The following is a 22,770-nucleotide window of genomic DNA, read 5'->3' on the forward strand; positions in this document are numbered from 1 at the left end:
GAGGGCCGACTTGGCGGGTTGCCGACGATGGTCTTGGCAAGGCCTTCCCCTAGGCATACGTTCGTCCCTCTACGGCCTGTTTCTACGGGCGTAGAGGCTCTGACGTCCCGTCGAAGGAGCAGCTCATGGCCAACGTCGTACGCGCCGCCCTGGTCCAGGCGACCTGGACCGGCGACACGGAGTCCATGGTGGCGAAACACGAGGAGCACGCCCGCGAGGCAGCCCGCCGGGGAGCGAAGGTCATCGGCTTCCAGGAGGTCTTCAACAGCCCGTACTTCTGCCAGGTCCAGGAACCCGAGCACTACCGCTGGGCCGAGCCGGTCCCCGACGGGCCGACCGTGCGCCGGATGCGGGAGCTGGCCCGCGAGACCGGCATGGTGATCGTGGTGCCGGTGTTCGAGGTCGAGCAGTCGGGCTTCTACTACAACACCGCCGCCGTGATCGACGCCGACGGCTCCTACCTCGGCAAGTACCGCAAGCACCACATCCCCCAGGTCAAGGGCTTCTGGGAGAAGTACTACTTCAAACCGGGCAACCTCGGCTGGCCCGTCTTCGACACCGCCGTCGGCAAGGTCGGCGTCTACATCTGCTACGACCGCCACTTCCCGGAGGGCTGGCGCCAACTCGGCCTCAACGGCGCCCAGCTGGTCTACAACCCGTCGGCCACCCACCGCGGGCTCTCCTCCCACCTGTGGCGGCTGGAGCAGCCCGCCGCGGCCGTCGCCAACGAGTACTTCGTCGCCGCGATCAACCGCGTCGGCCAGGAGGAGTACGGCGACAACGACTTCTACGGCACGAGCTACTTCGTGGACCCGCGCGGGCAGTTCGTGGGCGAGACCGCCAGCGACAGCGCGGAGGAGCTGGTGGTCCGCGATCTCGACTTCGACCTGATCGAGCAGGTGCGGCAGCAGTGGGCGTTCTACCGCGACCGCCGCCCCGACGCGTACGAAGGGCTGGTGCGGCCGTGACCAAGGACCTGCTGGGACGGCACCGGGCCGTCATGCCGGAATGGCTCTCCCTCTACTACGAGGACCCGATCGAGATCACCCACGGCGAGGGCCGGTACGTCTGGGACGCGGCCGGCCGCAGGTACCTCGACTTCTTCGGCGGCATCCTCACCACGATGACCGCCCACGCCCTGCCCGAGGTGACCAAGGCGGTGAGCGAGCAGGCCGGGCGGATCCTGCACTCCTCCACCCTCTACCTGAACCGCCCGATGGTCGAACTCGCCGAGCGCGTCGCCCAGGTGAGCGGCATCCCCGACGCCCGCGTCTTCTTCACCACCTCCGGCACCGAGGCCAACGACACGGCGCTGCTGCTGGCCACCACCTACCGGCGCAGCAACACCGTCCTCGCCATGCGCAACAGCTACCACGGCCGCTCCTTCTCCGCCGTCGGCGTCACCGGCAACCGCGGCTGGTCCCCGACCTCCCTGTCCCCGCTGCAGACCCTGTACGTGCACGGCGGCGTCCGCACCCGCGGCCCGTACGCCGCGCTCGACGACCGCGCGTTCATCGAGGCCTGCGTCGAGGACCTGAAGGACCTGCTCGGCCACACCCGCCCGCCCGCCGCGCTGATCGCCGAGCCCATCCAGGGCGTCGGCGGCTTCACCTCCCCGCCGGACGGCCTGTACGCGGCCTTCCGCGAGGTGCTGCACGAGCGCGGCGTGCTGTGGATCGCCGACGAGGTGCAGACCGGGTGGGGCCGCACCGGCGAGCACTTCTGGGGCTGGCAGGCGCACGCCCGCAGCGGCCCGCCGGACATCGTGACCTTCGCCAAGGGCATCGGCAACGGCATGTCCATCGGCGGGGTCATCGCCCGCTCCGAGATCATGAACTGCCTGGACGCCAACAGCATCTCCACGTTCGGCGGCACCCAGATCACCATGGCCGCGGGCCTCGCCAACCTCACCTACCTGCTGGAACACGACCTCCAGGGCAACGCCCGGCGGGTCGGCGGGCTGCTCATCGAACGGCTGCGGGCCGTCGCCGCGCAGCTTCCGCTGGTCCGGGAGGTGCGCGGGCGGGGGCTGATGATCGGCGTCGAGCTGGCGAAGCCCGGCACCGGCGAGGCCGCCCCGCAGGCCGCGTCCGCCGTGCTGGAGGCGGCCCGCGAGGGCGGGCTGCTCATCGGCAAGGGCGGCGGGCACAACACCAGCGCGATCCGGATCGCCCCGCCGCTGTCCCTCACGGTCGCGGAGGCCGAGGAGGGCGCCGCGATCCTCGAACAGGCTCTGAGAAGCGTCCAGTAGTCACCGAGTGGGGGAACGTCGCCATGGCCACAACCCTGCAGCCCTGGGAATCCCTGGAGCCCGCGCTGTCGGTCCGCCAGGTGCTCACCCTGGAACGGGTGCTGGCCGGCGAACCCGAGGTCGTGGCGGGCGCCGACCGGCTCGACCGGCCGGTGCGCTGGGTGCACGTCGCCGAGGCCGACGACGTCGGGGTGATGCTCAGCGGCGGCGAGATGGTGCTCACCACCGGCGTGCTGCTCGTCGGCGACGAGGAGAAGCAGGCCGAGTACATCCGCTCCCTGCACCGCGCGGAGGCCGCGGCCGTCGTCCTCGGACTGGGCCGCGCCTTCCCCGCCCCGCCGGACGTGATGCGGCGGGCCGCCGAACGGTGCGGGCTGCCCCTGGTCGTCCTGCACCGGCCGTTCCCGTTCGCCCAGCTGACGGAGGAGGTGCAGTCCCGGCTGGTGCGCCGCAACTTCGCCGCCGTCAGCCTCTCCGAGGCGGTGCGGACCACCCTCACCGGGCTGATCACCGCGGGCGCCCCGCTGCAACGGCTCCTCGACGAGATCGCCCGGCACAGCGGCTGCCCCGTCGTCGTCACCAACCTCGCCCACCGGGTGCTGGCCACGGCGGGCGAACGCCCCGCGGTCGACGACGTGCTGCGCGACTGGGAGCGCATCGCCCGGCAGGCCGGAGGCCGGGAGGGCGACGGCTGGATCCGCGCCGAGCTGGGCGGACGGGGCGAGCGGTGGGGACAGCTCGTGCTGTGCGGCCACCGCGGCGACACCGCCGCCGGCCGGCTGCTCGCCGACCGGGCCGCCGAGGCCCTGGTCCTGCACCGGATGCTCGGCGGGGCCTCCCAGAGCTGGGAGGAGCAGTCCGCGCAGAGCCTGCTCACCGACCTGGTCGGCGGGACCGTACCGGCCCGGCAGCTGCTGCCCCGCGCCCGCGCCGCCGGGCTGCCCGTCAACCGGCGCACCTTCGTCCCGCTGGTCGTCCGGGACGGCGACCCGGCCCGCCTCGACCGGGTACTGCGCCTGCTGGGCCTGCCGGGGCTGGCCGCCGAGCTGGCCGACGGGGCCGCCGCCGTACTGCTCAGCCTGGCCCGCGACCAGGACGCCGAAGCGCTCACCGGGCACTTCGCCGCCCGGCTGGGCCGAGGCGGGCGGCCCGCCGTGGTGGCCGCCGCCGACGCGCGCACCGACTGGGACGACGTCCCCGCCGGGCTGCGCGAGGCCCGGCATGTCGCGGACGCCGTGGCCGGGTCCTCGGCCGCCCTCGACCTCCCGGCGGTCGTCCGCCTGAAGGACGTACACCTGCGCGGCCTGATCCGGCTGCTGCGGGACGACCCGCAGGTGCAGTCGTTCGCCGAGCGGGAGCTGGACGGGCTGCTCGGCCTCGGCGACGACGGTCTGCTGGCGGTGCTGCGGACGTATCTGGCCACCGGCCGCAACAAGTCCCGTACCGCCCAGCTCCACCATGTCTCCCGGCCCGCGCTCTACCGCCGCCTGGAGGCGATACAGGCCCGCCTCGGTGTCGACCTCGACGACTTCGAGCAGGCCGCCTCGGTGCACATCGCGCTCCTCGGGCATGACGCGCAACAGCGGTGAAACATGGAACCACCTGGGAAAACGGCGGTGAAACATGGGCTCGTCGCAACGTGACACGGTGGCACGCCGCCCGCCCGCAGACGTGACACGGTGCACCTCAAAGCGGGCGGCCGGGCTTCCTACGCTCACGGCACACCGAGCTACTTCAGCGACCGGAGGTCCCGATGAGCCGAGTGATCCGCGCCGCCGTCTTCCAGACCGCCTGGACCGGCGACAAGGAGTCGATGATCCGGGTGCACGAACAGGCGGCCCGCGACGCCGCCGCGCAGGGCGCCCGAGTCCTGTGCTTCCAGGAGCTGTTCTACGGGCCGTACTTCTGCCAGGTCCAGGACCCCGCCTTCTACGAGTACGCCGAGCGGATCCCCGAGGGGCCGGTCGTGCGGCGCTTCCAGGCCCTCGCGAAAGAGCTGGGCATCGTCCTCGTGCTGCCGATGTACGAGGAGGAGCAGCCCGGCGTCCTCTACAACACCGCCGCCGTGATCGACGCGGACGGCTCGTACCTCGGCAAGTACCGCAAGACCCACATCCCGCAGGTCAGGGGCTTCTGGGAGAAGTTCTACTTCCGGCCCGGCAACTCCGGCTGGCCCGTCTTCGACACCGCCGTCGGCAGGATCGGCGTCTACATCTGCTACGACCGCCACTTCCCCGAGGGCTGGCGGGCGCTCGGCCTCGCGGGCGCCGAGATCGTCTTCAACCCGTCGGCGACCTCGCGCGGCCTGTCCGGCTACCTCTGGCAGCTGGAACAGCCGGCGGCGGCCGTCGCCAACGAGTACTTCGTCGGCGCGATCAACCGGGTGGGTGTCGAGGAGTACGGCGACAACGACTTCTACGGCACCTCGTACTTCGTGGACCCGGAGGCCCAGTTCGTCGGCGAGGTGGCGAGCGACAAGGAGACCGAACTGGTCGTGAGGGACCTGGACCTGGCCAAGCTGAGGGAAGTCCGCGACCGCTGGCAGTTCTACCGGGACCGGGCCCCGGGAGCCTACGGCCCGCTGACGACGCCCTAGGGGCAGCGCCCCAGGGGCGCGGGGAACTGCGCGACCAGCCACATACAACCGGCACGACACCGCGAGGAGCGACCACATGAGCCGTACGGCAATCCGCGGCGGCCTCGTCATCACCGCCTCCGACGAGATCCACGCCGACGTCCTGATCGAGGACGGCCGCATCGCCGCCCTGGCCGCCTCCGGCACCCCCGCCGCCGAGGCGTGGACGGCCGAGCGGATCATCGACGCCACCGGTAAGTACGTCATCCCGGGCGGCGTCGACGCCCACACCCACATGGAGCTGCCCTTCGGCGGCACCTTCGCCTCCGACACCTTCGAGACCGGCACCCGGGCCGCCGCCTGGGGCGGCACCACCACGATCGTCGACTTCGCCGTGCAGAGCGTCGGACAGGCGCTGCGCGAAGGCCTCGACGCCTGGCACGCCAAGGCGGAGGGCAACTGCGCGATCGACTACGGCTTCCACATGATCGTCTCCGACGTCAACGACGAGACGCTGAAGGAGATGGACCTCCTCGTCGAGGAGGGCGTCACGTCGTTCAAGCAGTTCATGGCCTACCCGGGAGTCTTCTACTCCGACGACGGCCAGATCCTGCGCGCCATGCAGCGCTCCGCCGAGAACGGCGGCCTGATCATGATGCACGCGGAGAACGGCATCGCCATCGACGTGCTCGTGGCGCAGGCCCTCGCCCGCGGCGAGACCGACCCCCGCTACCACGGCGAGGTCCGCAAGGCCCTGCTGGAGGCCGAGGCCACCCACCGGGCGATCCGGCTCGCGCAGGTCGCCGGGGCGCCCCTGTACGTCGTGCACGTCTCGGCGGCGGAGGCGGTCGCCGAGCTGACCAGGGCCCGCGACGAGGGGCTGAACGTCTTCGGCGAGACCTGCCCGCAGTATCTGTTCCTGTCGACGGACAACCTCGCCGAACCGGACTTCGAGGGCGCCAAGTACGTGTGCTCCACGCCCCTGCGCCCCAGGGAGCACCAGGCCAGGCTGTGGCGGGGCCTGCGCACCAACGACCTCCAGGTCGTCTCCACCGACCACTGCCCGTTCTGCTTCACCGGCCAGAAGGAGCTGGGCCGCGGCGACTTCTCCAAGATCCCCAACGGGCTGCCGGGCGTGGAGAACCGGATGGACCTGCTCCACCAGGCCGTCGTCGACGGGCACATCTCACGCCGCCGCTGGATCGAGATCGCCTGCGCCACCCCGGCCCGGATGTTCGGCCTGTACCCGAAGAAGGGCACCCTCGCCCCGGGCGCGGACGCCGACGTCGTCATCTACGACCCGCACGCCGAGCAGGTCCTGTCCGCCGAGACGCACCACATGAACGTCGACTACTCGGCGTACGAGGGCAAACGCGTCACCGGCCGGGTCGAGACCGTGCTGTCGCGCGGGGTCCCCGTCGTCACCGAGCGGGAGTACACCGGACACGCCGGGCACGGCGCCTACCTTCCCCGCTCCACCTGTCAGTACCTCACCTAGGAGTGGCGCTCATGGACTTCGGACTCGTCCTGCAGACCGACCCGCCCGCCTCACGCGTCATCAGCCTGATGAAACGCGCCGAACGCAACGGCTTCCGCTACGGCTGGACCTTCGACTCCGCCGTGCTGTGGCAGGAACCGTTCGTGATCTACAGCCAGATCCTCGCCAACACGCAGAAACTGAGGATCGGCCCGATGGTCACCAACCCGGGCACCCGCACCTGGGAGGTCACCGCCTCCACCTTCGCCACTCTCAACGACATGTTCGGCAACCGCACGGTGTGCGGCATCGGCCGCGGCGACTCCGCGATGCGCGTGGCCGGCCGCAAGCCCAACACCCTGGCCCGGATCAGCGATGCCATGAAGGTCATCCGGGCCCTCGGCCGCGGCGAGGAGGCCGACCTCGGCGGCGGGACGGTCGTCAGGTTCCCGTGGATCAAGCCGGGCGCCGAACTCCCGGTCTGGATGGCGGCGTACGGGCCGAAGGCTCTGAAGATGACCGGTGAGGAGGCGGACGGCTTCATCCTCCAGCTCGCCGACCTCTACCTCACCGAGTACATGGTGAAGGCCGTCAAGGACGCCGCGGCCGCCGCCGGCCGTGACCCGTCCGAGGTGACGGTCTGCGTCGCCGCCCCGGCGTACGTCACCGAGGACGACTCGCCCGAGGCGCTGGCCCACGCCCGGGACCAGTGCCGCTGGTTCGGCGGGATGGTGGGCAACCACGTCGCGGACCTGGTCTCCAGGTACGGCGAGCACTCCTCGATGGTCCCCGGCGAACTCACCGACTACATCAAGGCCCGGCAGGGCTACGACTACTCGCACCACGGGCGCAGCGGCAACCCGGACACGCAGTTCGTGCCCGACGAGATCGTGGACCGGTTCTGCCTGATCGGAACACCGGCCGCGCACATCGAGAAGCTGAGGAAGCTGCGCGACCTGGGCGTCGACCAGTTCGCCGTCTACGACATGCACGACGCGCAGGAAGCGGTGATCGACGCGTACGGCACGCGGATCATCCCCGCGGTCAACGCCTGACCGCACACCGGCAGTTCTCCGAGGATCCGACCCCCCACACCTTGTCCCCCTTCCCCGCCGTCCCGGGGAGGGGCCCAAGGCCTCCGCACGGCCTTTCCCGTTCCCCTCCGTTCGATTGGCCTGCCCATGACCGAAACCGTTCCCACGGGGTCGCCCGCCGCCCAGCCCTCCGACGCCGGAGGCCGGATAGAACTGGCCCCCGAGGCCTTTCCCGCCGACAGCCCCTTCGCCAACGACGACCTGCGTCCCGTCCCGGTCGCGCAGCGCACCTGGACGACGTACAACTTCGCCGCGCTGTGGATCTCCATGGCGCACTGCATCCCCAGCTGGACCCTGGCCTCCGGCCTGGTCGCCCTCGGCATGGACTGGAAGCAGGCGGTGTTCACCATCGCCCTCGCCAACGTCGTCGTGCTGCTGCCGATGCTGGCCACCGGCCACGCCGGACCCAAGTACGGCATCCCCTTCCCGGTGCTCGCCCGCGCCTCCTTCGGGCTGCGCGGCGCCAACGTCCCCGCGCTCATCCGGGCCGCCGTGGCCTGCGGCTGGTTCGGCATCCAGACCTGGATCGGCGGCAGCGGCGTCTTCGCGCTCGGCTCCAAGCTCACCGGCGGCGAGTGGGAGAACGCGGGGCGGATCGCGGGCCACCCGTGGCCGCTGTGGCTGTGCTTCCTGCTCTTCTGGGCGCTGCAGATCGCGATCATCCACCGCGGCATGGACTTCCTGCGGCACTTCGAGAACTGGGCCGCGCCCTTCGTCATCGTCGGCGCGTTCGTGCTGCTGATCTGGATCGCGGTGAAGGCGGACGGATTCGGCGAGCTGCTGTCGCAGCCGTCGGAGCTGGGCTGGGGCGCCGACTTCTGGCCGGTCTTCTTCCCGTCCCTCATGGGGATGATAGGTTTCTGGGCCACTTTGTCCCTCAACATCCCCGACTTCACCCGCTTCGGCGCCAGCCAGAAGGCACAGACCTGGGGCCAGTCACTCGGCCTGCCCACGACGATGACGCTGTTCGCGATCCTCGCCGTGCTGGTCACCTCCGGCTCCCAGGCGGTCTACGGGGAGGCGATCTGGGACCCGGTCACCCTCGCCGCACGGGCGGACAACACCTTCGGCCTGCTCTTCGCGCTCGTCACCGTGCTGATCGCCACCGTGTCGGTGAACATCGCGGCGAACGTCGTGTCCCCGGCGTACGACCTCGCCAACCTGGCGCCGAAGTTCATCACCTTCCGCACCGGCGCGCTGATCACCGGCGTCGTCGGCGTGCTGATCTTCCCGTGGAAGCTGATCTCCACGCCCGAGTTCTACATCTTCACCTGGCTCGGCGTGGTCGGCGGGCTGCTCGGCACGGTCGCGGGCATCCTCATCGCCGACTACTGGATCGTCCGCCGCACCGTGCTCCACCTCGCGGACCTCTACACGCCCGGCGGGCGCTACTGGTACTCCGGCGGCTGGAACTGGCGTGCCCTGGCGGCCTTCGCGGTCGGCGGGGTGCTGGCGGTCGGCGGTTCGTACTCGACGGTGGGCGCGGACGGGACGAAGTCCGGCCCGTTCCCGGCGGACGGTCTGATCCCGTTCCTCAAGCCGCTCGCCGACTACGGCTGGGCGGTCGGCCTCGCGGCCTCGCTGCTGCTGTACGTGGCGCTGATGGCGCCGCGCCGGGAGCGGGCCGCCCGCTGACGCCGGGGGCGGCGGGGCGGCGGCCGGTCAGCCCGCGCCGCCGTCCTCCAGCGCGGCCACCGCGTCCTTCGCGGCCTTGATGGCACCCTTGTTGATCACGTCGGTGGCGGGTGCCGTCCGGTTCTCGAAGTCGGAGCCGTTGTACGTCACCGTCACCAGCGCGTTGGCCGCGCGGACCAGCACCACGCCCTCACGGGTCTCCTGCTTGTCCTCCGTGGTGAGGTTCACGACGGAGTACGCCGCGTCGCCGAGGCCCGGCACGGGTCCGCCGCCGCCACGCTCCGCCATCCGGTCCTCGTACTGCTTCTGCGCCTGTTCGTCCGAGTCGCTTATCTCGAAGGAGACGTCGAGCCACCGGTAGTCGTAGCCCTTCAGGGCGTTCCAGGAGCAGGTGCGGCGCACCGAGGTGTCCGTGGACGGGATCTCCTTCCCCGCCGGCTTGGCGCCGGGCACCAGCGACGCGACCGTCTTCCCGGCCACGCTGTCGCACGGCGCCGGGGCGGCGGTGTACGTCTTGGGCACCGCCGTCGTCGACGGCGCGGACGCGGACCGGGAGCCGGTCTCGCGCGGTGCCTTGGCCTCGGCGGGGGAGGCCGTCCCGGGCCCGGACGTGAGGGCCCAGCCGGCACAGGCGAGCACGGCGACCGGGGTCAGTCGCGCGATGAGGGCGAGCGGCAGGGGAAGAGAACGCACGGCGCACTTCTCGTGGGGGTCGGTGCGGAAAGGAGTCCGCACTGCGGACGGGACGACAGTGTCACACGTCTCCTTGTGGGGCGGAAGTGCCAACTCGCTCCGTACCCGCGCGGTAACTGGGGCCATCCGTCGGTGGGCTGTATATGCCCCTATGTCCCCGCGGCGGGCCGCCCACCGCCCGCGCACGTCCCGCGCATCGCCCGCACAGCGCCGTGCGCTCACCTACCATCGCGGCCATGACACCCGCGATCACCGCCCCGGCTCCCGGCGCGCCGCGGACGCTGGGCCCGTACCGGCTGGTGGGAGTGCTCGGCGCGGGCGGCATGGGCACCGTCTATCTCGGCCTGGGCCGACGACGGCGGGCCGCGGTGAAGACCGTGCTGCCCGAACTGCTGCGGGAGCCCGGGATGCGCGCCCGCTTCCAGCGCGAGGTGACCGCCGCCGCCACGGTGCGCAGCCCCTACCTCACCCGCACACTGGACTCCGACCTGGACGGCGCGATCCCGTGGCTCGCCACGGAGTTCGTCCCCGGACCGACGCTCGCGACGGCGGTCGAGCGGCACGGCGCGCTGCCGGTGCCCGCGGTCCGCGCCCTCGGCGGGGCGCTGGCCCGCGCGCTGGCCGCGCTGGGCGATGCCGGGGTGGTGCACCGTGACCTCAAGCCGTCCAACGTGCTGCTGCCCGCCGACCGGCCACGGGTCGTCGACTTCGGCATAGCCCGCGTCCGCGGCGACACGACCCTCACGGTCACCGGGCAGCGGCCGGGATCCGTCGGCTACATGTCTCCCGAGCAGGTGCTGGGCGGCGAACTGGGCCCGCCCAGCGACGTGTTCACGCTCGGCGCGGTACTCGCGTACGCCGCCACCGGGCGCCATCTCTTCCACGGCGACCACCCGGCCATGGCGAGCTTCCTCATCGCCTACGAGGAACCCGACCTGACCGGACTGCCCGCCGCCCTCCTGCCGGTGCTGCGCCGCTGCCTGGACCGCGACCCGCGACGCCGTCCCGCACCCGCCGAGCTGGCCGAGGAACTGGACCCCCAGGGCGCGGCACGGCGCCGTACCGCGTCCTGGCTCCCCGCTCCCGTCGCCGGCGACGCGGCACGCCTCGAACGCGCCGCAGACGAACTGGCGCCATTACGCGTCGGTGTGACGCGTCGTCAGCTGTTCGCCGGAGCCGGTGGCACGGTCCTGCTCGGCGGCGCGGCGGCGTTCTGGTACGGCTCCCGAGGCGGAACGCGGGACGAGCCGGCGGCGGCGCCCCGCTGGACGGGGGCACCGGGCGAGGTCCCGCCGCCGCTGTGGTCGTACCGGCAAGGCGCGGCGAAGCCGGCGTTCGGACCGGTGGCCGCCGGTCCGGTCGTGCTGACGGCACACGCCGACGGCGGTGTCGTGGCCCACGACCCGGTGTCCGGGGAGGAACGCTGGCGACGGCGTACACGCGTCGATGCGGTGCTCGGCGGTGCCGCTCCGGTCCTCCTGGAGGACGGCGTGCCGACCGTCGTGGACGCCGCCTCGGGACAGGTGCGGCTGCGCGTGGAAGGCGTACGGCTGTCCCGGCTGCTCGCCTCGGACGGCGGCGTGGTCTACGGCACCGGCTCCGACCGGCGGATCCACGCCCTGCGCCTGGCCGACGGCGGGCGCCGGTGGCGGGTCGCCGTGCCCTTTGAGGCGGACGGCGCGGACCTCACCGCGACAGCCGGCGGGGACCTGCTCCTGCTGGCCGGGAACGGCTCGGTCACCGCGCTGTCGGCCGCCGACGGCGCCGTGGTCTGGCGCCGGGACACCGGAGCCCGGGCCGGGGTGGCCCCCGCCCTCGCCGAGAACCTCGTGGTGCTGGGCGGTGAGCGGCTGACCGGTCTCGACCCGGGCGACGGCAGCCTGCTGTGGTCGGTCACCGCGGAGGAGGACGACGGATTCGGCACCCCCGCGCTCGACGACGGCCGGGTGTACGTCGTGGACGGCTCGCAGCTGCGTGCGGTCGACGCCGCCCGGGGCACCGCCTCGTGGACGGTCCTCGCGGACGACTCGCTGGCCGCCGACGCGGCCCCCGTGGTGGCCGGCTCCGGTGTGTACGCCGCGCTGCGCAACCCGGAGCGGGGAATTCTCGTCGTTCACAGGCAGCGTGCGGCCGAGCAGTACCGCTTCACCGCCGCCGGCTCCGGCGACGCCCCCTGGCGCGGCACGGCCGCCACCGGGAACTGTGTCGTGTGGCAGCGCGGCACGGCGGTGCACGCCCTGCCCGGCCTGTGACGCGACGGCACGACCACGCGCAGCGACCGAGTCCGAGAGTGTGAGGAGAACACCGCCGTGCAGCCCCTCAGAGACGAAGACCCGCGCGCCCTCGGGCCGTACCGGCTCCTGGCCCGATGGCCGCGTAACGGCACCGCGGGCACGCCTCGCTTCGTCGGACGGGACCGGGACGGCACCACCGTGCTCGTCGTCGTCCTCCCCGAGGCGGCCCGCGCGGCGGCAGCCGCGCTGCGCGGCACACCGGTCGCCGGGGTCCCCACCCGGCTCGGCGCCGGCCTCGACACCGAACCGGCCTGGATCGCCGTGGCGTTGGCGCCCGCGGTGGGCCTGGACGAGGTGGACGGTCCGCTGCCGGTGGCCGGCGTGCGCGCCATGGGCGGCGCCGTCGCCGGGGCACTCGCCGGACTGCACGCGGCGGGCGTCGTGTACGGCGCCGTCGCGCCCGAGGGCGTGTGGCTGACCGCGCGAGGCCCGCTGCTCCCGGCCCTGGACGCCTGCCGTGTCCACCAGGGGCCGCCCCCCGGCACCCGCCTCACCACCGCGCCCGCCCCCTATCTCGCCCCCGAGGTACTGGGCGGCGGGCAGCCCTCGCCGGCCGCGGACGTCTTCGCGCTCGGCGTGCTGCTCGCGCACACCGCCCTAGGCCGGCTGCCGTTCGGGGACGGCGCGCCGCCGGAGCTCGCCTACCGCGCCGCCCGGACCGCCCCCGACCTGGCCGGCCTGCCCGACGACCTGGCCGAGGTCGTCTCCCGCGCCCTGTCCGCCGTACCGGCCGAGCGGCCGACGGCACCGGAGCTCGCGCGGACCCCGGCGCTCGCCGGGCCTGCCGCGGGCGAGGAGGGGCTGCCGGGCCGGGTCGTCGCCGCACTGGCCGCACGGGCACAGGAGGTCTTCGCGCTGGAGGGCGCACCGGACGAGCCCGCACCGACGCGGGTGGAGACGGACGCACCGACACGGGCCGCCACCAGCGAGCCGCCCACGCGGGCCGCCACCACCGAGCCGCCCACGCGGGGGGCAGCGAAGCCCTCGACCGCGGCGCGGCCGACGTCGACGCTCCCGCTGCGGCCCGCGGCGACGACGCGGCGGACCCCGTCCGAACCGCCGTCCCCCACCCGGCGCGAGCTGCTGGGCCGGATGCTCGGCGGGGCCGCGGGCGCGGTGCTCGGCGGTGGCGCGGTGTTCGCGTGGACGGCGGCGCGCGACGACACCCCCGACCCGGCCGGCGCCTCGGGGCCGAAGCGGCCCGCACGCGGCCGTGCCGTCACCGGACTGCCGCCGACCGCGCTGTGGCGCTACGACGACCCGACCGGCAGGACGAGACTGTTCCCGGTGACGGCGGCGGGCCGTGCCGTCGTCGCGCAGGGCGAGACGGCGCGCGGGCTGGACCTGACGTCCGGGAAGGCGGTGTGGCAGGTCCAGGAGCTGAAAGGCTCCGCCTCGGTATGGCATGCCTCCGGGCGGCGGGCGCTGCTGTACACGTTCGACGGGCTCACCGTCTGCGACCTGAGGGACGGCCGGCGGGAATGGGTCGACAGCGCCTACGAGAGAGGTCTCGCGGACGACGGCCTGGAGGTGACGAAAGTGCTCGGGGTGCGCCGCGACACCGCCTGGGTGCTCCTCGGCAGGCGCGCCGACTTCGAGCGCGACGAACTCCACCTCGCCGCCTTCGACTTCGTGCGGCGCGAGCAGCGCTGGCGGACCCCGGTGCCCGACGGCTTCGGCGGCACCGCAGCCCTGCTCGGCGGGTCCGGCGCCACCCTCGTACTGGAAGGCAAGGACGGCACGGGGCTCTCCTCCGACGAGGAGCTGGAGACGGCCACCAAGCGGTTCGCCGGTTTCGACCGGGCCACGGGGAAACACCTGTGGACGCGGTCCTTCGACGACGTCGAGCCCGACAGCCCGACGCTCACGGACGGCTCGGGCAAGCTGTTCGCGGTCGGCCTGGGCAGTCTCCACGCCAGGGACCTGACCACCGGCCGCCGGCTGTGGGAGGAGTCGACCCTGGGCGACGCCGCGCCCCTCACCCTCGACCGGGGCACCGTCTACGTCCAGGGCGGTACCGAGGTGAGCGCCCACGAGGCCCGCACCGGCCGGCGCCGCTGGCAGCAGTACATGCCGAGGGGCACAGCGAACGCCCGCGGCGGCGGCATGGTGGTCAGCGACTCCGGCCGGCTGCTCCTCGTGCCGACGCCCGAGCACGTCACCGCGTTCGACACCGGGTCCGGCGAACTCGTGTGGCAGCTGTCGCCGGTGGGTCTGGAACCGCACGACCCCTTCCAACTGGTCGTGGTCCCGGGCGCCGTTCTCGTGGGCCAGCCGTCGGCGGTCATCGCCGTACCCACGATCTGACGGCCGATCCGACGGCCGGCCCGCCGGCCCATTCACCTCAAGGAGCGCGCTGCGATGCCGGTCAACTCCCCGATCCTCCCGCTGCTGCCGGACGACCCCGCACGCGTCGCGGGCTTCACGCTGGCCGGCCGGCTCGGCAGCGGCGGGATGGGCACCGTCTACCTGGCACGGTCCGCCGGCGGGCGGCTGGTCGCGCTGAAGACGATCCACCCGGAGCTCGCGGACGAACCCGGATTCCGGGACCGTTTCCGGCTCGAGGCGGAGGCCGCCCGCAGCCTCGGCCCGCTGCACACCGCGGAGGTCGTCGACGCCGACCCCGACGCGGCACGGCCGTGGCTGGCCACGGCGTACCTCATCGGCCCCTCGCTGCGGGACGCGGTCCTGCTCGGCGGCCCCCTGCCGCAAGAGACCGTTCGGGGCCTGGGCGCCGCCCTCGCCGAAGCCCTCCGGGCCCTGCACCGGTCCGGGCTGGCGCACCGCGACCTGAAGCCCTCCAACGTCCTCCTCACCCCGGCGGGCCCCCGGCTCATCGACTTCGGGATCGCCCGGGCTCTCGGCGCGCGGCGGCTCACCTCCACCGGCCAGGTGATCGGGACCCCGGCGTACATGTCGCCCGAGCAGGTGCGCGGCGAGGAACACGGCCCGGAGGGCGACGTGTTCGCACTCGGCTCCGTCCTGGTGTTCGCCGCCACCGGACACGGGCCCTTCGACGGCCGGGACGGCCAGGACCCGATGGTGCTGGTCCGCGACGCCGAACCCGAACTCGCGGACCTGCCCGCCGGGTTGCGGGACGTCCTCACCGCCTGCCTGCACAAGACGCCGGGACACCGGCCCGATCCGGGGCGGATCGCGGCGGCGTGGGGGCCGTTCGACGCGGCGGCGTTCGCCGACACCCTGCCCGGCCCGGTGCTCGCCGACATCACCCGCAGAATCGGCGAACTGCCCACCGCCGGAGGCGTCGCGGACGCCGGGACCCCCGCGCGAGGGGAGCCGGACAGCGCTGCTCCCGCCCCACGCCCCGGCCGGCTCTCCCGCCGGGCGGTCCTCGTGGCGGCCGTCGGCGGCGTCCTGGCCACCGGCACCGCGGGCACGCTCCTCGCCGCGGGCGGGTTCGGCGGCTCCGACGGCTCCGGCGGCGGAACGCCCGCGAAGGGGAGCGGACCGGCCTCCTCCAAGGGCTCCGGAGGCCGGCCGCCCGGCACGGCCCCCCGCCCCAGCTGGTCCGTGCCCCTGCGCGACGCCTACGACGACCCGATATCGGCCGACGGAGTCGCCTTCACGTCCGGCGTCGCACTCTCCGCCAAGGACGGCTCGCAGCTGTGGCGTGACAACGCGTCGAACGTGCGCGTCGCGGCCTTCGACGGACGGGCGTACGGGATGGTCACCGACCGGGAGACCGGCGACCGCTCGTTCGGCCGCGTCGACCTGAGGACCGGCAAGGTCGCCGGCCCGGCCGGTGACCCCCGTGAACTGGACGACGCGCTGTTCAACGTGATCGCCACCGACGGCGACACCGTCTACGTCCACGTCTACGACGACTTCGGTTCAGCCCTGAGCGTGTCCCGGGTCCTGGCCTACGACGTGGCGGCGCGGCGTATCCGCTGGAGCCGGCCGATCGAGGCCCACCGCGACGAGACGGGAAGCGGTCCGTTCGTCTCCGCGACAGTGACGGGCGAGCGGCTGGTCTGCACCGACCCTGAACTCATGTTCGCGTTCGACCGCCGCGGCGGCGAGCCGTTGTGGACCCGGCGGCTGCTGGACGGCGGCGACCCCCTGGACACGCTCGGCCGCCCGGTGGCATCGCGGACCCACGCCTACACCGCGGCTTCGAGCATCTGGGCGGTGGACCTCGCCACGGGCGACGTCACCTGGGAACTCGAATCCGCGTCGCCGCTGGCGACCGGCTTCGCCGATCCGGTGATCGCGGACGGCGTCCTGTACGCGGTCGACGAGGACCTCACCGCCCACGACCCGCTCACCGGCGGAAAACTGTGGACGCTGCGCTCCGACCTCTACCTCAGCACCATCGCCCAGCCGGACGCGTTCAAGGGCCTGCTCTACGTCGGCACAGTGGAGGAGGGGGTGGCCGTCGTCGCCGTCGACGTCGCCCGGCGCGAGGAGGCCTGGAGCCTTTCCGCGCAGGCCGTGAAGTCGGAAGGGGGAGCCGACCTCGTCCACGCCGACGGCTTCCTCTACGTCCACGAGACGCAGCGCCTGACGGCCGTCCCCCTGGACTAGGCTCTGTCGTTTGGATCAGCCCGGCTGTGAGGGACGGTGCGTGCCAGATCCTGCGACGCCGGGATGATCCGAACGACAGGGCCTAGGTGGGGTTTGCACCCCCTCGAAGACGGGGGCCAGACCGATTCTGCCGGACCCCGCCCGTCCGCAGACTCGAACGCATGAACACCGATCTGGCGGGCAGCCCGCCTCCCTCCGTCACGCCCCGGCCCGCTCGGCGCCCCGGGGCCACCGGCAGCGACTTCGCCGAACTCAGCCGCCGTATGGCCGGGGAAGGGCTGCTCGACCGCCGGCCGCTCTACTACACGGTGCGCTTCACGCTGGTGCTGGCGGCGTTCGCGGGCACCTGGTACGCGCTGTTCGCACTCGGCGACAGCTGGCTCCAGCTCGGCGTCGCGGCCGTGCTGTCGGTCGTGCTCGCGCAGATCGCGCTGGTCTGCCACGACCTCGCCCACCGCCAGGTGTTCAGCCGGCGGGCGCCCAGCGAGATCGGCGGCCGGATCGCCGGCAACCTGCTGATGGGCATGAGCTACGGCTGGTGGATGAACAAGCACACCCGCCACCACGCCAACCCCAACCACGAGGAACGCGACCCGGACGTGTCCCCGGACATCCTGGTGTGGTCCGAGCGGCAGGCCGGACAGGCCGGCGGGCTGGCCCGGTTCGTCGGACGCCGCCAGGCGTACCTGTTCTTCCCGCTGCTGCTCCTGGAGGGCGTCAACCTCAAGTACAACAGCTTCCGCGCCCTGGCCGCGCCGACGATGAAACGCCCGATCCTCGAAGGGGCGCTGCTGGTCGCCCACTTCGCCGGCTACCTCGGGGCCGTGTTCACCGCGCTGCCGCCCGGCAAGGCCATCGCGTTCATCGCGGTGAACCAGGCGCTGCTCGGCGTCTACCTGGGCTGCGTCTTCGCCCCCAACCACAAGGGCATGCTGATGGTGACACCCGAGATGAACCTCGACTTCCTCCGCCGCCAGGTGCTCACCTCCCGCAACGTGCGCGGCGGCCGCCTCGTGGACGCGGCCATGGGCGGCCTCAACTACCAGGTTGAACACCACCTGTTCCCGAGCATGCCCACCCCCGCCCTCACCCGTGCCGCCGAGATCACCAAGGAGTTCTGCGCGGAGAAGGACATCCCCTACTGCGAGACCGGCCTGCTGCACTCGTACCGCGAGGTGCTCCGCCATCTGCACCGGGTCGGCGAACCCATCCGGGAGAGGGATGAGGGGAACAGGCGGCCGGGCCGTCGATAGCCTGCCCGGTGTGCGCTGATCGGACCGGCCGACGCGCGTGACCAGAGAGGTGAGAGACCGGATGTTCACCACCCGCCCCACCCTCCAGGGCACCTTCGGCATGGTGTCCTCCACCCACTGGCTGGCCTCCCAGTCGGCGATGGCCGTCCTGGAGGACGGCGGGAACGCCTACGACGCCGCCGTGGCGGGCGCGTTCGTGCTGCACGTCGTCGAACCGCACCTGAACGGGCCGGCCGGGGAAGTACCGATCCTGCTCGCCCCGGCCGGCGGCGAGGTGCGCGTGCTGTGCGGGCAGGGCGTCGCCCCGGCCGGCGCCACGGTCGCCCACTACCGGGCGCTCGGCCTGGACCTCGTCCCCGGCACCGGACCCCTCGCCGCCGCCGTGCCCGGCGCTTTCGACGCGTGGATGCTGCTGCTGCGCGACCACGGCACCAAGCCGCTCGCCGACGTCCTCAAGTACGCCATCGGCTACGCCGAGCACGGGCACGCGCCCGTCGACAACGTCGGCGCGACCGTCGAGACCGTACGGGAACTGTTCGAAACCGAGTGGACCTCGTCGGCGGAGGTGTACCTGCCCGGCGGGAAGCCGCCCCGGCCGGGGCACCTCTTCCGCAATCCCGCCCTCGCCGCGACCTGGAAGCGGCTCCTGGCCGAGATCGCCCGCGCGGGAGACCGGGAGGCGCAGATCGAGGCCGCGCGGCAGGTGTGGCGCACCGGATTCGTCGCCGAGGCCCTGGTACGCCAGGCGCGCCGCCCCACCCTCGACACCAGCGGCGACCGGCACACCGGCACCCTCACTCCCGACGACCTCGCCGCCTGGTCGGCCTCCTACGAGGCGCCGGTGACGTACGACTGGAACGGCTGGACCCTGTGCAAGGCCGGCCCCTGGAGTCAGGGCCCCGTCCTCCTCCAGCAGCTCGCCCTGCTCCCGCCCGAACTGCCCCCCTACGGGTCCGCCGACTACGTCCACCTGCTCGTCGAGGGCTGCAAGCTCGCCATGGCCGACCGGGAGGCCTGGTACGGCGACGCCGCCGACGTGCCGCTCGACGACCTGCTGTCCGACGCCTACAACGCCGAGCGGCGGACCCTGGTCGGGCCGCGGGCGTCGTACGACCTGCGCCCCGGCAGCCCCGGGGGACGCGTGCCGCGGATCAGCGCCCACGCGCGCGTGGAGGCCGCCGCGGAACGCGTCGGCGGTGCCGCGGGAGCGGGCGAACCGACCGTCGCGAAGGGCCCAGCGTCGCCGGTGCCGGGGGAACCGGCCGTCGGCGCCGACGGCGGCACGCGCGGGGACACCTGCCACCTGGACGTCGTCGACCGCTGGGGCAACATGGTCGCCGCCACGCCCAGCGGCGGCTGGCTGCAGTCCAACCCGGTCGTCCCCGAGCTGGGCTTCCCGCTCGGCACCCGGCTGCAGATGACCTGGCTCGAGGAGGGCCTGCCCAACACGCTCACCCCCGGCCGCCGCCCCCGCACCACCCTCACCCCGTCCCTCGCCCTGCGCGACGGCGTCCCGGTCATGGCCTTCGGCACGCCCGGCGGCGACCAGCAGGACCAGTGGCAGCTGCACTTCCTCCTCGCCGTCGCCCTGCGCGGGACGGTGCGCGGCGGCCTCGACCTCCAGGGCGCCATCGACGCCCCCAACTGGCACAACGACGGCTTCCCCGGCTCCTTCCACCCGCGCGGCATGCGCCCCGGCAGCGTCACCGTCGAGTCCCGCATGGACCCGGCCGTCGTCGAGGAGCTGCGGCGGCGTGGTCACGACGTCACCGTGGGTGAGCCGTGGTCGGAGGGCCGGCTGTGCGCGGTCGCCCGCGACCCGGAGACCGGAGTGCTGTCGGCGGCGGCGAACCCACGCGGTATGCAGGGGTACGCGGTGGGCCGCTGATCTGCCGACGGGCGCCGCCGGTGCGGGGGATTCATCCCGATTCCACCCCGAGTACACCGGCCGGGTGAGGATTGTCAGTGGCGCGTGGTCTCATGGAGTCATGATCGAAGAGACCGAAACCATCGACGAGTTTCTCGCCCGGCACGCGGCCGACGTGGAGGACGCGGTCCGCAAGGCGGCCGCCGCGGAGATCATGCCGCGCTTCCGGCGGCTGGCCGCGCACGAGGTCGACGAGAAGAGCGGCCCGCACGACCTGGTGACGGACGCCGACCGCAAGGCCGAGCTGTACCTCACCGAAGCGCTGGGCGCGCTGCTGCCCGGCTCCGTGGTGGTGGGCGAGGAGGCCGTGCACGCCAACCCCGCGACGTACGATGCGATACAGGGCGACGCGCCCGTCTGGATCATCGACCCCGTCGACGGCACCCGCCAGTTCGTGCACGGCGACGACGGCTTCTGCACCCTCGTCGCGCTCGCCCGGCACGGCGAACTCCTCGCGTCCTGGACGTACGCCCCGGCCCGCGACCAACTCGCCACCGCCGTAAGGGGCCAGGGCGCCTTCCTGAACGGCGAGCGGCTGTACGCCGGCCCGCCGGAGCCCGGCCGTGACCTGCGCGTCGCCACCTCCCACCCGGACTACACCACGGACGACCAGAAGCGCGCCCTGCTCGGCCTGCGCACCGAGGGCGTCGCGCCGCGCGCCTGCGGCTCCGCCGGACTGGAGTATCTGGCCGTCGCCCGCGGCGAGTCCGACGCAACCGCCTTCTCCTGGGAGGCGGCCTGGGACCACGCCGCGGGGCTGCTGCTCGTCGAGGAGGCCGGCGGCGCCCATCTGACCCTCACCGGCGAGCCGTTCCGCATCACCGGCGGCAACTCCCTGCCGTTCACCGCGGCCCGCGACGCGGCGACCGCCCGCAGGATCGCCGCCCTGCTGGCCACCGGGCACTGACCGGACCGGCCGCCCCACGGGCCGGAGCGGTGCGGGGCGGCACCCGTCGCCGGTGCCTGTCGGTGCCCCGGCATATCCTGCTGTTCGAGTGGACATCGGCTGACGAACCGTCCCGGTGCCCATCGGCTGACGAAGGGGTCCGAAGGTGCCGTCGATGTTCGATGTGGTCGTGGTGGGTGCGGGGCCGAACGGACTGACGGCCGCCGTGGAACTGGCCCGTCGCGGCTTCTCGGTCGCCCTCTTCGAGGCCCGCGACACGGTCGGCGGGGGCGCCCGCACCGAAGAGCTGACGCTGCCCGGCTTCCGCCACGACCCGTGCTCCGCCGCCCACCCCCTCGGCGTCAACTCGCCCGCCTTCCGCGCCCTGCCGCTGGCGCGCTACGGCCTGAACTGGCTCCAGCCGGAGCTGCCCATGGCCCACCCGTTCCCCGACGGCACCGCCGCCGTGCTCTCCCGCTCCGTGTCGGAGACCGCCGCGTCCCTCGGACCGCGCGACGCGGGCACGTACCGCAGGCTCGTCGAGCCGTTCCTGCCGCGCTGGGACACACTCGTCCGCGACTTCATGTCGCTGCCGCTCAGCGCCCTCCCGCGCGACCCGGTGACCCTGACCCGCTTCGGCCTCGTCGGCCTGCCGCCGTCGACGTGGCTGACCCGCCGCTTCCGCGACGAGCGCGCCAGAACCCTCTTCGCCGGACTCGTCGCCCATGTCATGGCCCCGCTCAGCGGCATCGCCACGGGCGCCATCGGCCTGGTCTTCGCGCTCGCCGCGCACGCCCGCGGCTGGCCGGTCGCCCAGGGCGGCTCCCAGGCCGTGTCGGACGCGCTCGCCGCGTACCTGCGCGACCTCGGCGGCACCATCCACACCGACTACGAGGTCAAGCGCCTCGACGACCTGCCGCCCGCCCGCGCCTACGTCTTCGACACCTCGCCCACCGCCCTCGCCCGGATCGCGGGCCTCGGCCGCCACTACGACGGCTACCGGTACGGCCCGGGCGTCTTCAAGATCGACTACGCGCTGGACGGCCCCGTCCCCTGGACAGCCCCGGAGGCCCGCACCGCCGGCACCGTCCAGATCGGCGGGGACAGCGCGGAGATCGGCGCCGCCCTGCGCGCCGCCTCCCGCGAGGGCCGGGCCCCCGACAAGCCGTTCATGATCACCGTGCAGCCGAGTGTCGTCGACCCCACCCGCGCCCCGGCCGGCAAGCAGGTCTTCTGGGCGTACGGACACGTCCCGCACGGCTGGACCGGCGACCTCACCGACGCCATGGAACGCCAACTGGAGCGCTTCGCCCCCGGATTCCGCGACCGCGTCCTCGCCCGCGCGACGGCCGGCCCGCCCGAACTCGCCGCCCGCAACGCCAACTACGTCGGCGGCGACATCGGCTCCGGCGCGTTCTCCGGACTCCAGGTCATGATGCGCCCCAGACTGTCCCTGTCCCCTTACCACACCCCGCACCCCGCGGTCTTCATCTGCTCGTCGGCCACCCCGCCGGGCCCCGGTGTGCACGGCATGTCGGGCCACAACGCGGCGAAGGCCGTCTGGAGAAGGCTGAGGCAGACGCCATGACCACCCTCGTACTCGTCCAGGGCGACATCACCCGCGAGAGCGCCGACGCCATCGTCAACGCGGCCAACTCCTCCCTGCTGGGCGGCGGAGGCGTCGACGGGGCCATCCACCGCCGGGGCGGCCCGGCGATCCTGGAGGAGTGCCGCAGGCTCCGCGCCTCCCGGTACGGCAAGGGCCTCCCCACCGGCCAGGCGGTCGCCACCACGGCGGGCGCACTGGACGCGCGCTGGGTCATCCACACCGTCGGCCCGGTCTGGTCGGCCACGGAGGACCGCTCCGGCCTGCTCGCCTCCTGCCACCGGGAGTCGCTGCGCGTCGCCGACGAGCTGGGCGCCCGTACGGTCGCGTTCCCGGCGATCTCCACCGGGGTGTACCGGTGGCCGATCGACGACGCGGCGCGCATCGCGGTGGAGACGGTGCGGAACACACCGACAGCGGTCGAGGAGGTGCGCTTCGTCCTCTTCGACGACCGGGCGTACCAGGCGTTCGCCAGGCAGGTCGGCTGACTGCAGGCTGACCGCCGTTCCGGCTGACCGCAGGACCGCCCGACCG

16 protein-coding genes are annotated in these 22,770 nt (G+C 73.4%); 15 read left to right on the forward strand and 1 reads right to left on the reverse strand.

Annotated elements, in window-relative coordinates; all coding sequences use genetic code 11:
• Positions 1-125: 125 nt before the first annotated feature.
• From AMK31_RS23100 to AMK31_RS23130, 7 genes are all read left to right on the forward strand, one after another.
• The gene (locus tag AMK31_RS23100; RefSeq protein ID WP_073942528.1) at positions 126-968 is read left to right on the forward strand and encodes a nitrilase-related carbon-nitrogen hydrolase; all 843 of its coding nucleotides are present in this window, start codon (positions 126-128) and stop codon (positions 966-968) included.
• Positions 965-2,251, forward strand: coding sequence for an aspartate aminotransferase family protein (locus AMK31_RS23105; protein ID WP_073942529.1), 1,287 nt, complete (start codon positions 965-967; stop codon positions 2,249-2,251). Before AMK31_RS23100 ends, AMK31_RS23105 begins: the two co-directional genes overlap by 4 nt.
• Before the next feature lie 23 nt (positions 2,252-2,274).
• Positions 2,275-3,840 (forward strand): PucR family transcriptional regulator, encoded by a 1,566-nt coding sequence (locus tag AMK31_RS23110; protein ID WP_073942530.1) that lies wholly within the window; start codon positions 2,275-2,277, stop codon positions 3,838-3,840.
• 164 nt (positions 3,841-4,004) lie between these two features.
• On the forward strand, positions 4,005-4,847 hold the full coding sequence (locus AMK31_RS23115) for a nitrilase-related carbon-nitrogen hydrolase (protein ID WP_073942531.1): 843 nt from the start codon (positions 4,005-4,007) through the stop codon (positions 4,845-4,847).
• Positions 4,848-4,923: 76 nt separating this feature from the next.
• Positions 4,924-6,324 carry a dihydropyrimidinase gene (hydA, locus tag AMK31_RS23120; RefSeq protein WP_073942532.1) on the forward strand — a complete coding sequence of 467 codons (1,401 nt, stop codon included), beginning with the start codon at positions 4,924-4,926 and terminating at the stop codon, positions 6,322-6,324.
• 11 nt (positions 6,325-6,335) lie between these two features.
• Positions 6,336-7,358 (forward strand): TIGR03842 family LLM class F420-dependent oxidoreductase, encoded by a 1,023-nt coding sequence (locus AMK31_RS23125; RefSeq protein WP_073942533.1) that lies wholly within the window; start codon positions 6,336-6,338, stop codon positions 7,356-7,358.
• A 126-nt stretch (positions 7,359-7,484) separates the two neighbouring features.
• Positions 7,485-9,032, forward strand: a complete 1,548-nt coding sequence (locus AMK31_RS23130) for an NCS1 family nucleobase:cation symporter-1 (RefSeq protein WP_073942534.1) — start codon at positions 7,485-7,487, stop codon at positions 9,030-9,032.
• 27 nt (positions 9,033-9,059) lie between these two features.
• Here the strand turns inward: AMK31_RS23130 and AMK31_RS23135 are convergent, their stop codons facing one another.
• On the reverse strand, positions 9,060-9,725 hold the full coding sequence (locus AMK31_RS23135) for a hypothetical protein (protein WP_073942735.1): 666 nt from the start codon (positions 9,723-9,725) through the stop codon (positions 9,060-9,062).
• Between the two features lie 236 nt (positions 9,726-9,961).
• On the opposite strand from AMK31_RS23135, the gene AMK31_RS23140 reads away from it, so the two are divergent.
• The 8 genes from AMK31_RS23140 to AMK31_RS23175 all read left to right on the forward strand — a co-directional run bounded on the left by AMK31_RS23140 (position 9,962) and on the right by AMK31_RS23175 (position 22,724).
• On the forward strand, positions 9,962-11,977 hold the full coding sequence (locus AMK31_RS23140) for a serine/threonine-protein kinase (RefSeq protein ID WP_073942535.1): 2,016 nt from the start codon (positions 9,962-9,964) through the stop codon (positions 11,975-11,977).
• A gap of 57 nt (positions 11,978-12,034) precedes the next feature.
• Positions 12,035-14,326 carry an outer membrane protein assembly factor BamB family protein gene (locus AMK31_RS23145; RefSeq protein ID WP_073942536.1) on the forward strand — a complete coding sequence of 764 codons (2,292 nt, stop codon included), beginning with the start codon at positions 12,035-12,037 and terminating at the stop codon, positions 14,324-14,326.
• 54 nt (positions 14,327-14,380) lie between these two features.
• Positions 14,381-16,564, forward strand: coding sequence for a protein kinase domain-containing protein (locus tag AMK31_RS23150; RefSeq protein ID WP_073942537.1), 2,184 nt, complete (start codon positions 14,381-14,383; stop codon positions 16,562-16,564).
• Positions 16,565-16,725: 161 nt separating this feature from the next.
• Positions 16,726-17,817, forward strand: a complete 1,092-nt coding sequence (locus AMK31_RS23155) for a fatty acid desaturase family protein (protein ID WP_073942538.1) — start codon at positions 16,726-16,728, stop codon at positions 17,815-17,817.
• A gap of 61 nt (positions 17,818-17,878) precedes the next feature.
• The gene (locus AMK31_RS23160) at positions 17,879-19,705 is read left to right on the forward strand and encodes a gamma-glutamyltransferase family protein (protein WP_073942539.1); all 1,827 of its coding nucleotides are present in this window, start codon (positions 17,879-17,881) and stop codon (positions 19,703-19,705) included.
• A 100-nt stretch (positions 19,706-19,805) separates the two neighbouring features.
• Positions 19,806-20,651 carry an inositol monophosphatase family protein gene (locus tag AMK31_RS23165; protein ID WP_073942540.1) on the forward strand — a complete coding sequence of 282 codons (846 nt, stop codon included), beginning with the start codon at positions 19,806-19,808 and terminating at the stop codon, positions 20,649-20,651.
• A 154-nt stretch (positions 20,652-20,805) separates the two neighbouring features.
• Entirely contained in the window at positions 20,806-22,218 is a 1,413-nt protein-coding gene (locus tag AMK31_RS23170; protein WP_073942541.1) for a phytoene desaturase family protein, read from the forward strand.
• Positions 22,215-22,724 carry an O-acetyl-ADP-ribose deacetylase gene (locus tag AMK31_RS23175; protein ID WP_073942542.1) on the forward strand — a complete coding sequence of 170 codons (510 nt, stop codon included), beginning with the start codon at positions 22,215-22,217 and terminating at the stop codon, positions 22,722-22,724. The genes AMK31_RS23170 and AMK31_RS23175 overlap by 4 nt, the downstream gene beginning before the upstream one ends.
• The last annotated feature ends 46 nt before the right edge of the window (positions 22,725-22,770 follow it).

The sequence above is a fragment of the Streptomyces sp. TSRI0107 genome (assembly GCF_001905845.1).
GTDB lineage: Bacteria > Actinomycetota > Actinomycetes > Streptomycetales > Streptomycetaceae > Streptomyces.

Coding starts and splice junctions, on each gene's coding strand:
- AMK31_RS23115 (WP_073942531.1), top strand. CDS start 4,005: ATGAGCCGAGTGATCCGCGCCGCCGTCTTCCAGACCGCCTGGACCGGC.
- AMK31_RS23150 (WP_073942537.1), top strand. CDS start 14,381: ATGCCGGTCAACTCCCCGATCCTCCCGCTGCTGCCGGACGACCCCGCA.
- AMK31_RS23165 (WP_073942540.1), top strand. CDS start 19,806: ATGATCGAAGAGACCGAAACCATCGACGAGTTTCTCGCCCGGCACGCG.
- AMK31_RS23130 (WP_073942534.1), top strand. CDS start 7,485: ATGACCGAAACCGTTCCCACGGGGTCGCCCGCCGCCCAGCCCTCCGAC.
- hydA (WP_073942532.1), top strand. CDS start 4,924: ATGAGCCGTACGGCAATCCGCGGCGGCCTCGTCATCACCGCCTCCGAC.
- AMK31_RS23175 (WP_073942542.1), top strand. CDS start 22,215: ATGACCACCCTCGTACTCGTCCAGGGCGACATCACCCGCGAGAGCGCC.
- AMK31_RS23140 (WP_073942535.1), top strand. CDS start 9,962: ATGACACCCGCGATCACCGCCCCGGCTCCCGGCGCGCCGCGGACGCTG.
- AMK31_RS23100 (WP_073942528.1), top strand. CDS start 126: ATGGCCAACGTCGTACGCGCCGCCCTGGTCCAGGCGACCTGGACCGGC.
- AMK31_RS23170 (WP_073942541.1), top strand. CDS start 20,806: ATGTTCGATGTGGTCGTGGTGGGTGCGGGGCCGAACGGACTGACGGCC.
- AMK31_RS23125 (WP_073942533.1), top strand. CDS start 6,336: ATGGACTTCGGACTCGTCCTGCAGACCGACCCGCCCGCCTCACGCGTC.
- AMK31_RS23160 (WP_073942539.1), top strand. CDS start 17,879: ATGTTCACCACCCGCCCCACCCTCCAGGGCACCTTCGGCATGGTGTCC.
- AMK31_RS23155 (WP_073942538.1), top strand. CDS start 16,726: ATGAACACCGATCTGGCGGGCAGCCCGCCTCCCTCCGTCACGCCCCGG.
- AMK31_RS23110 (WP_073942530.1), top strand. CDS start 2,275: ATGGCCACAACCCTGCAGCCCTGGGAATCCCTGGAGCCCGCGCTGTCG.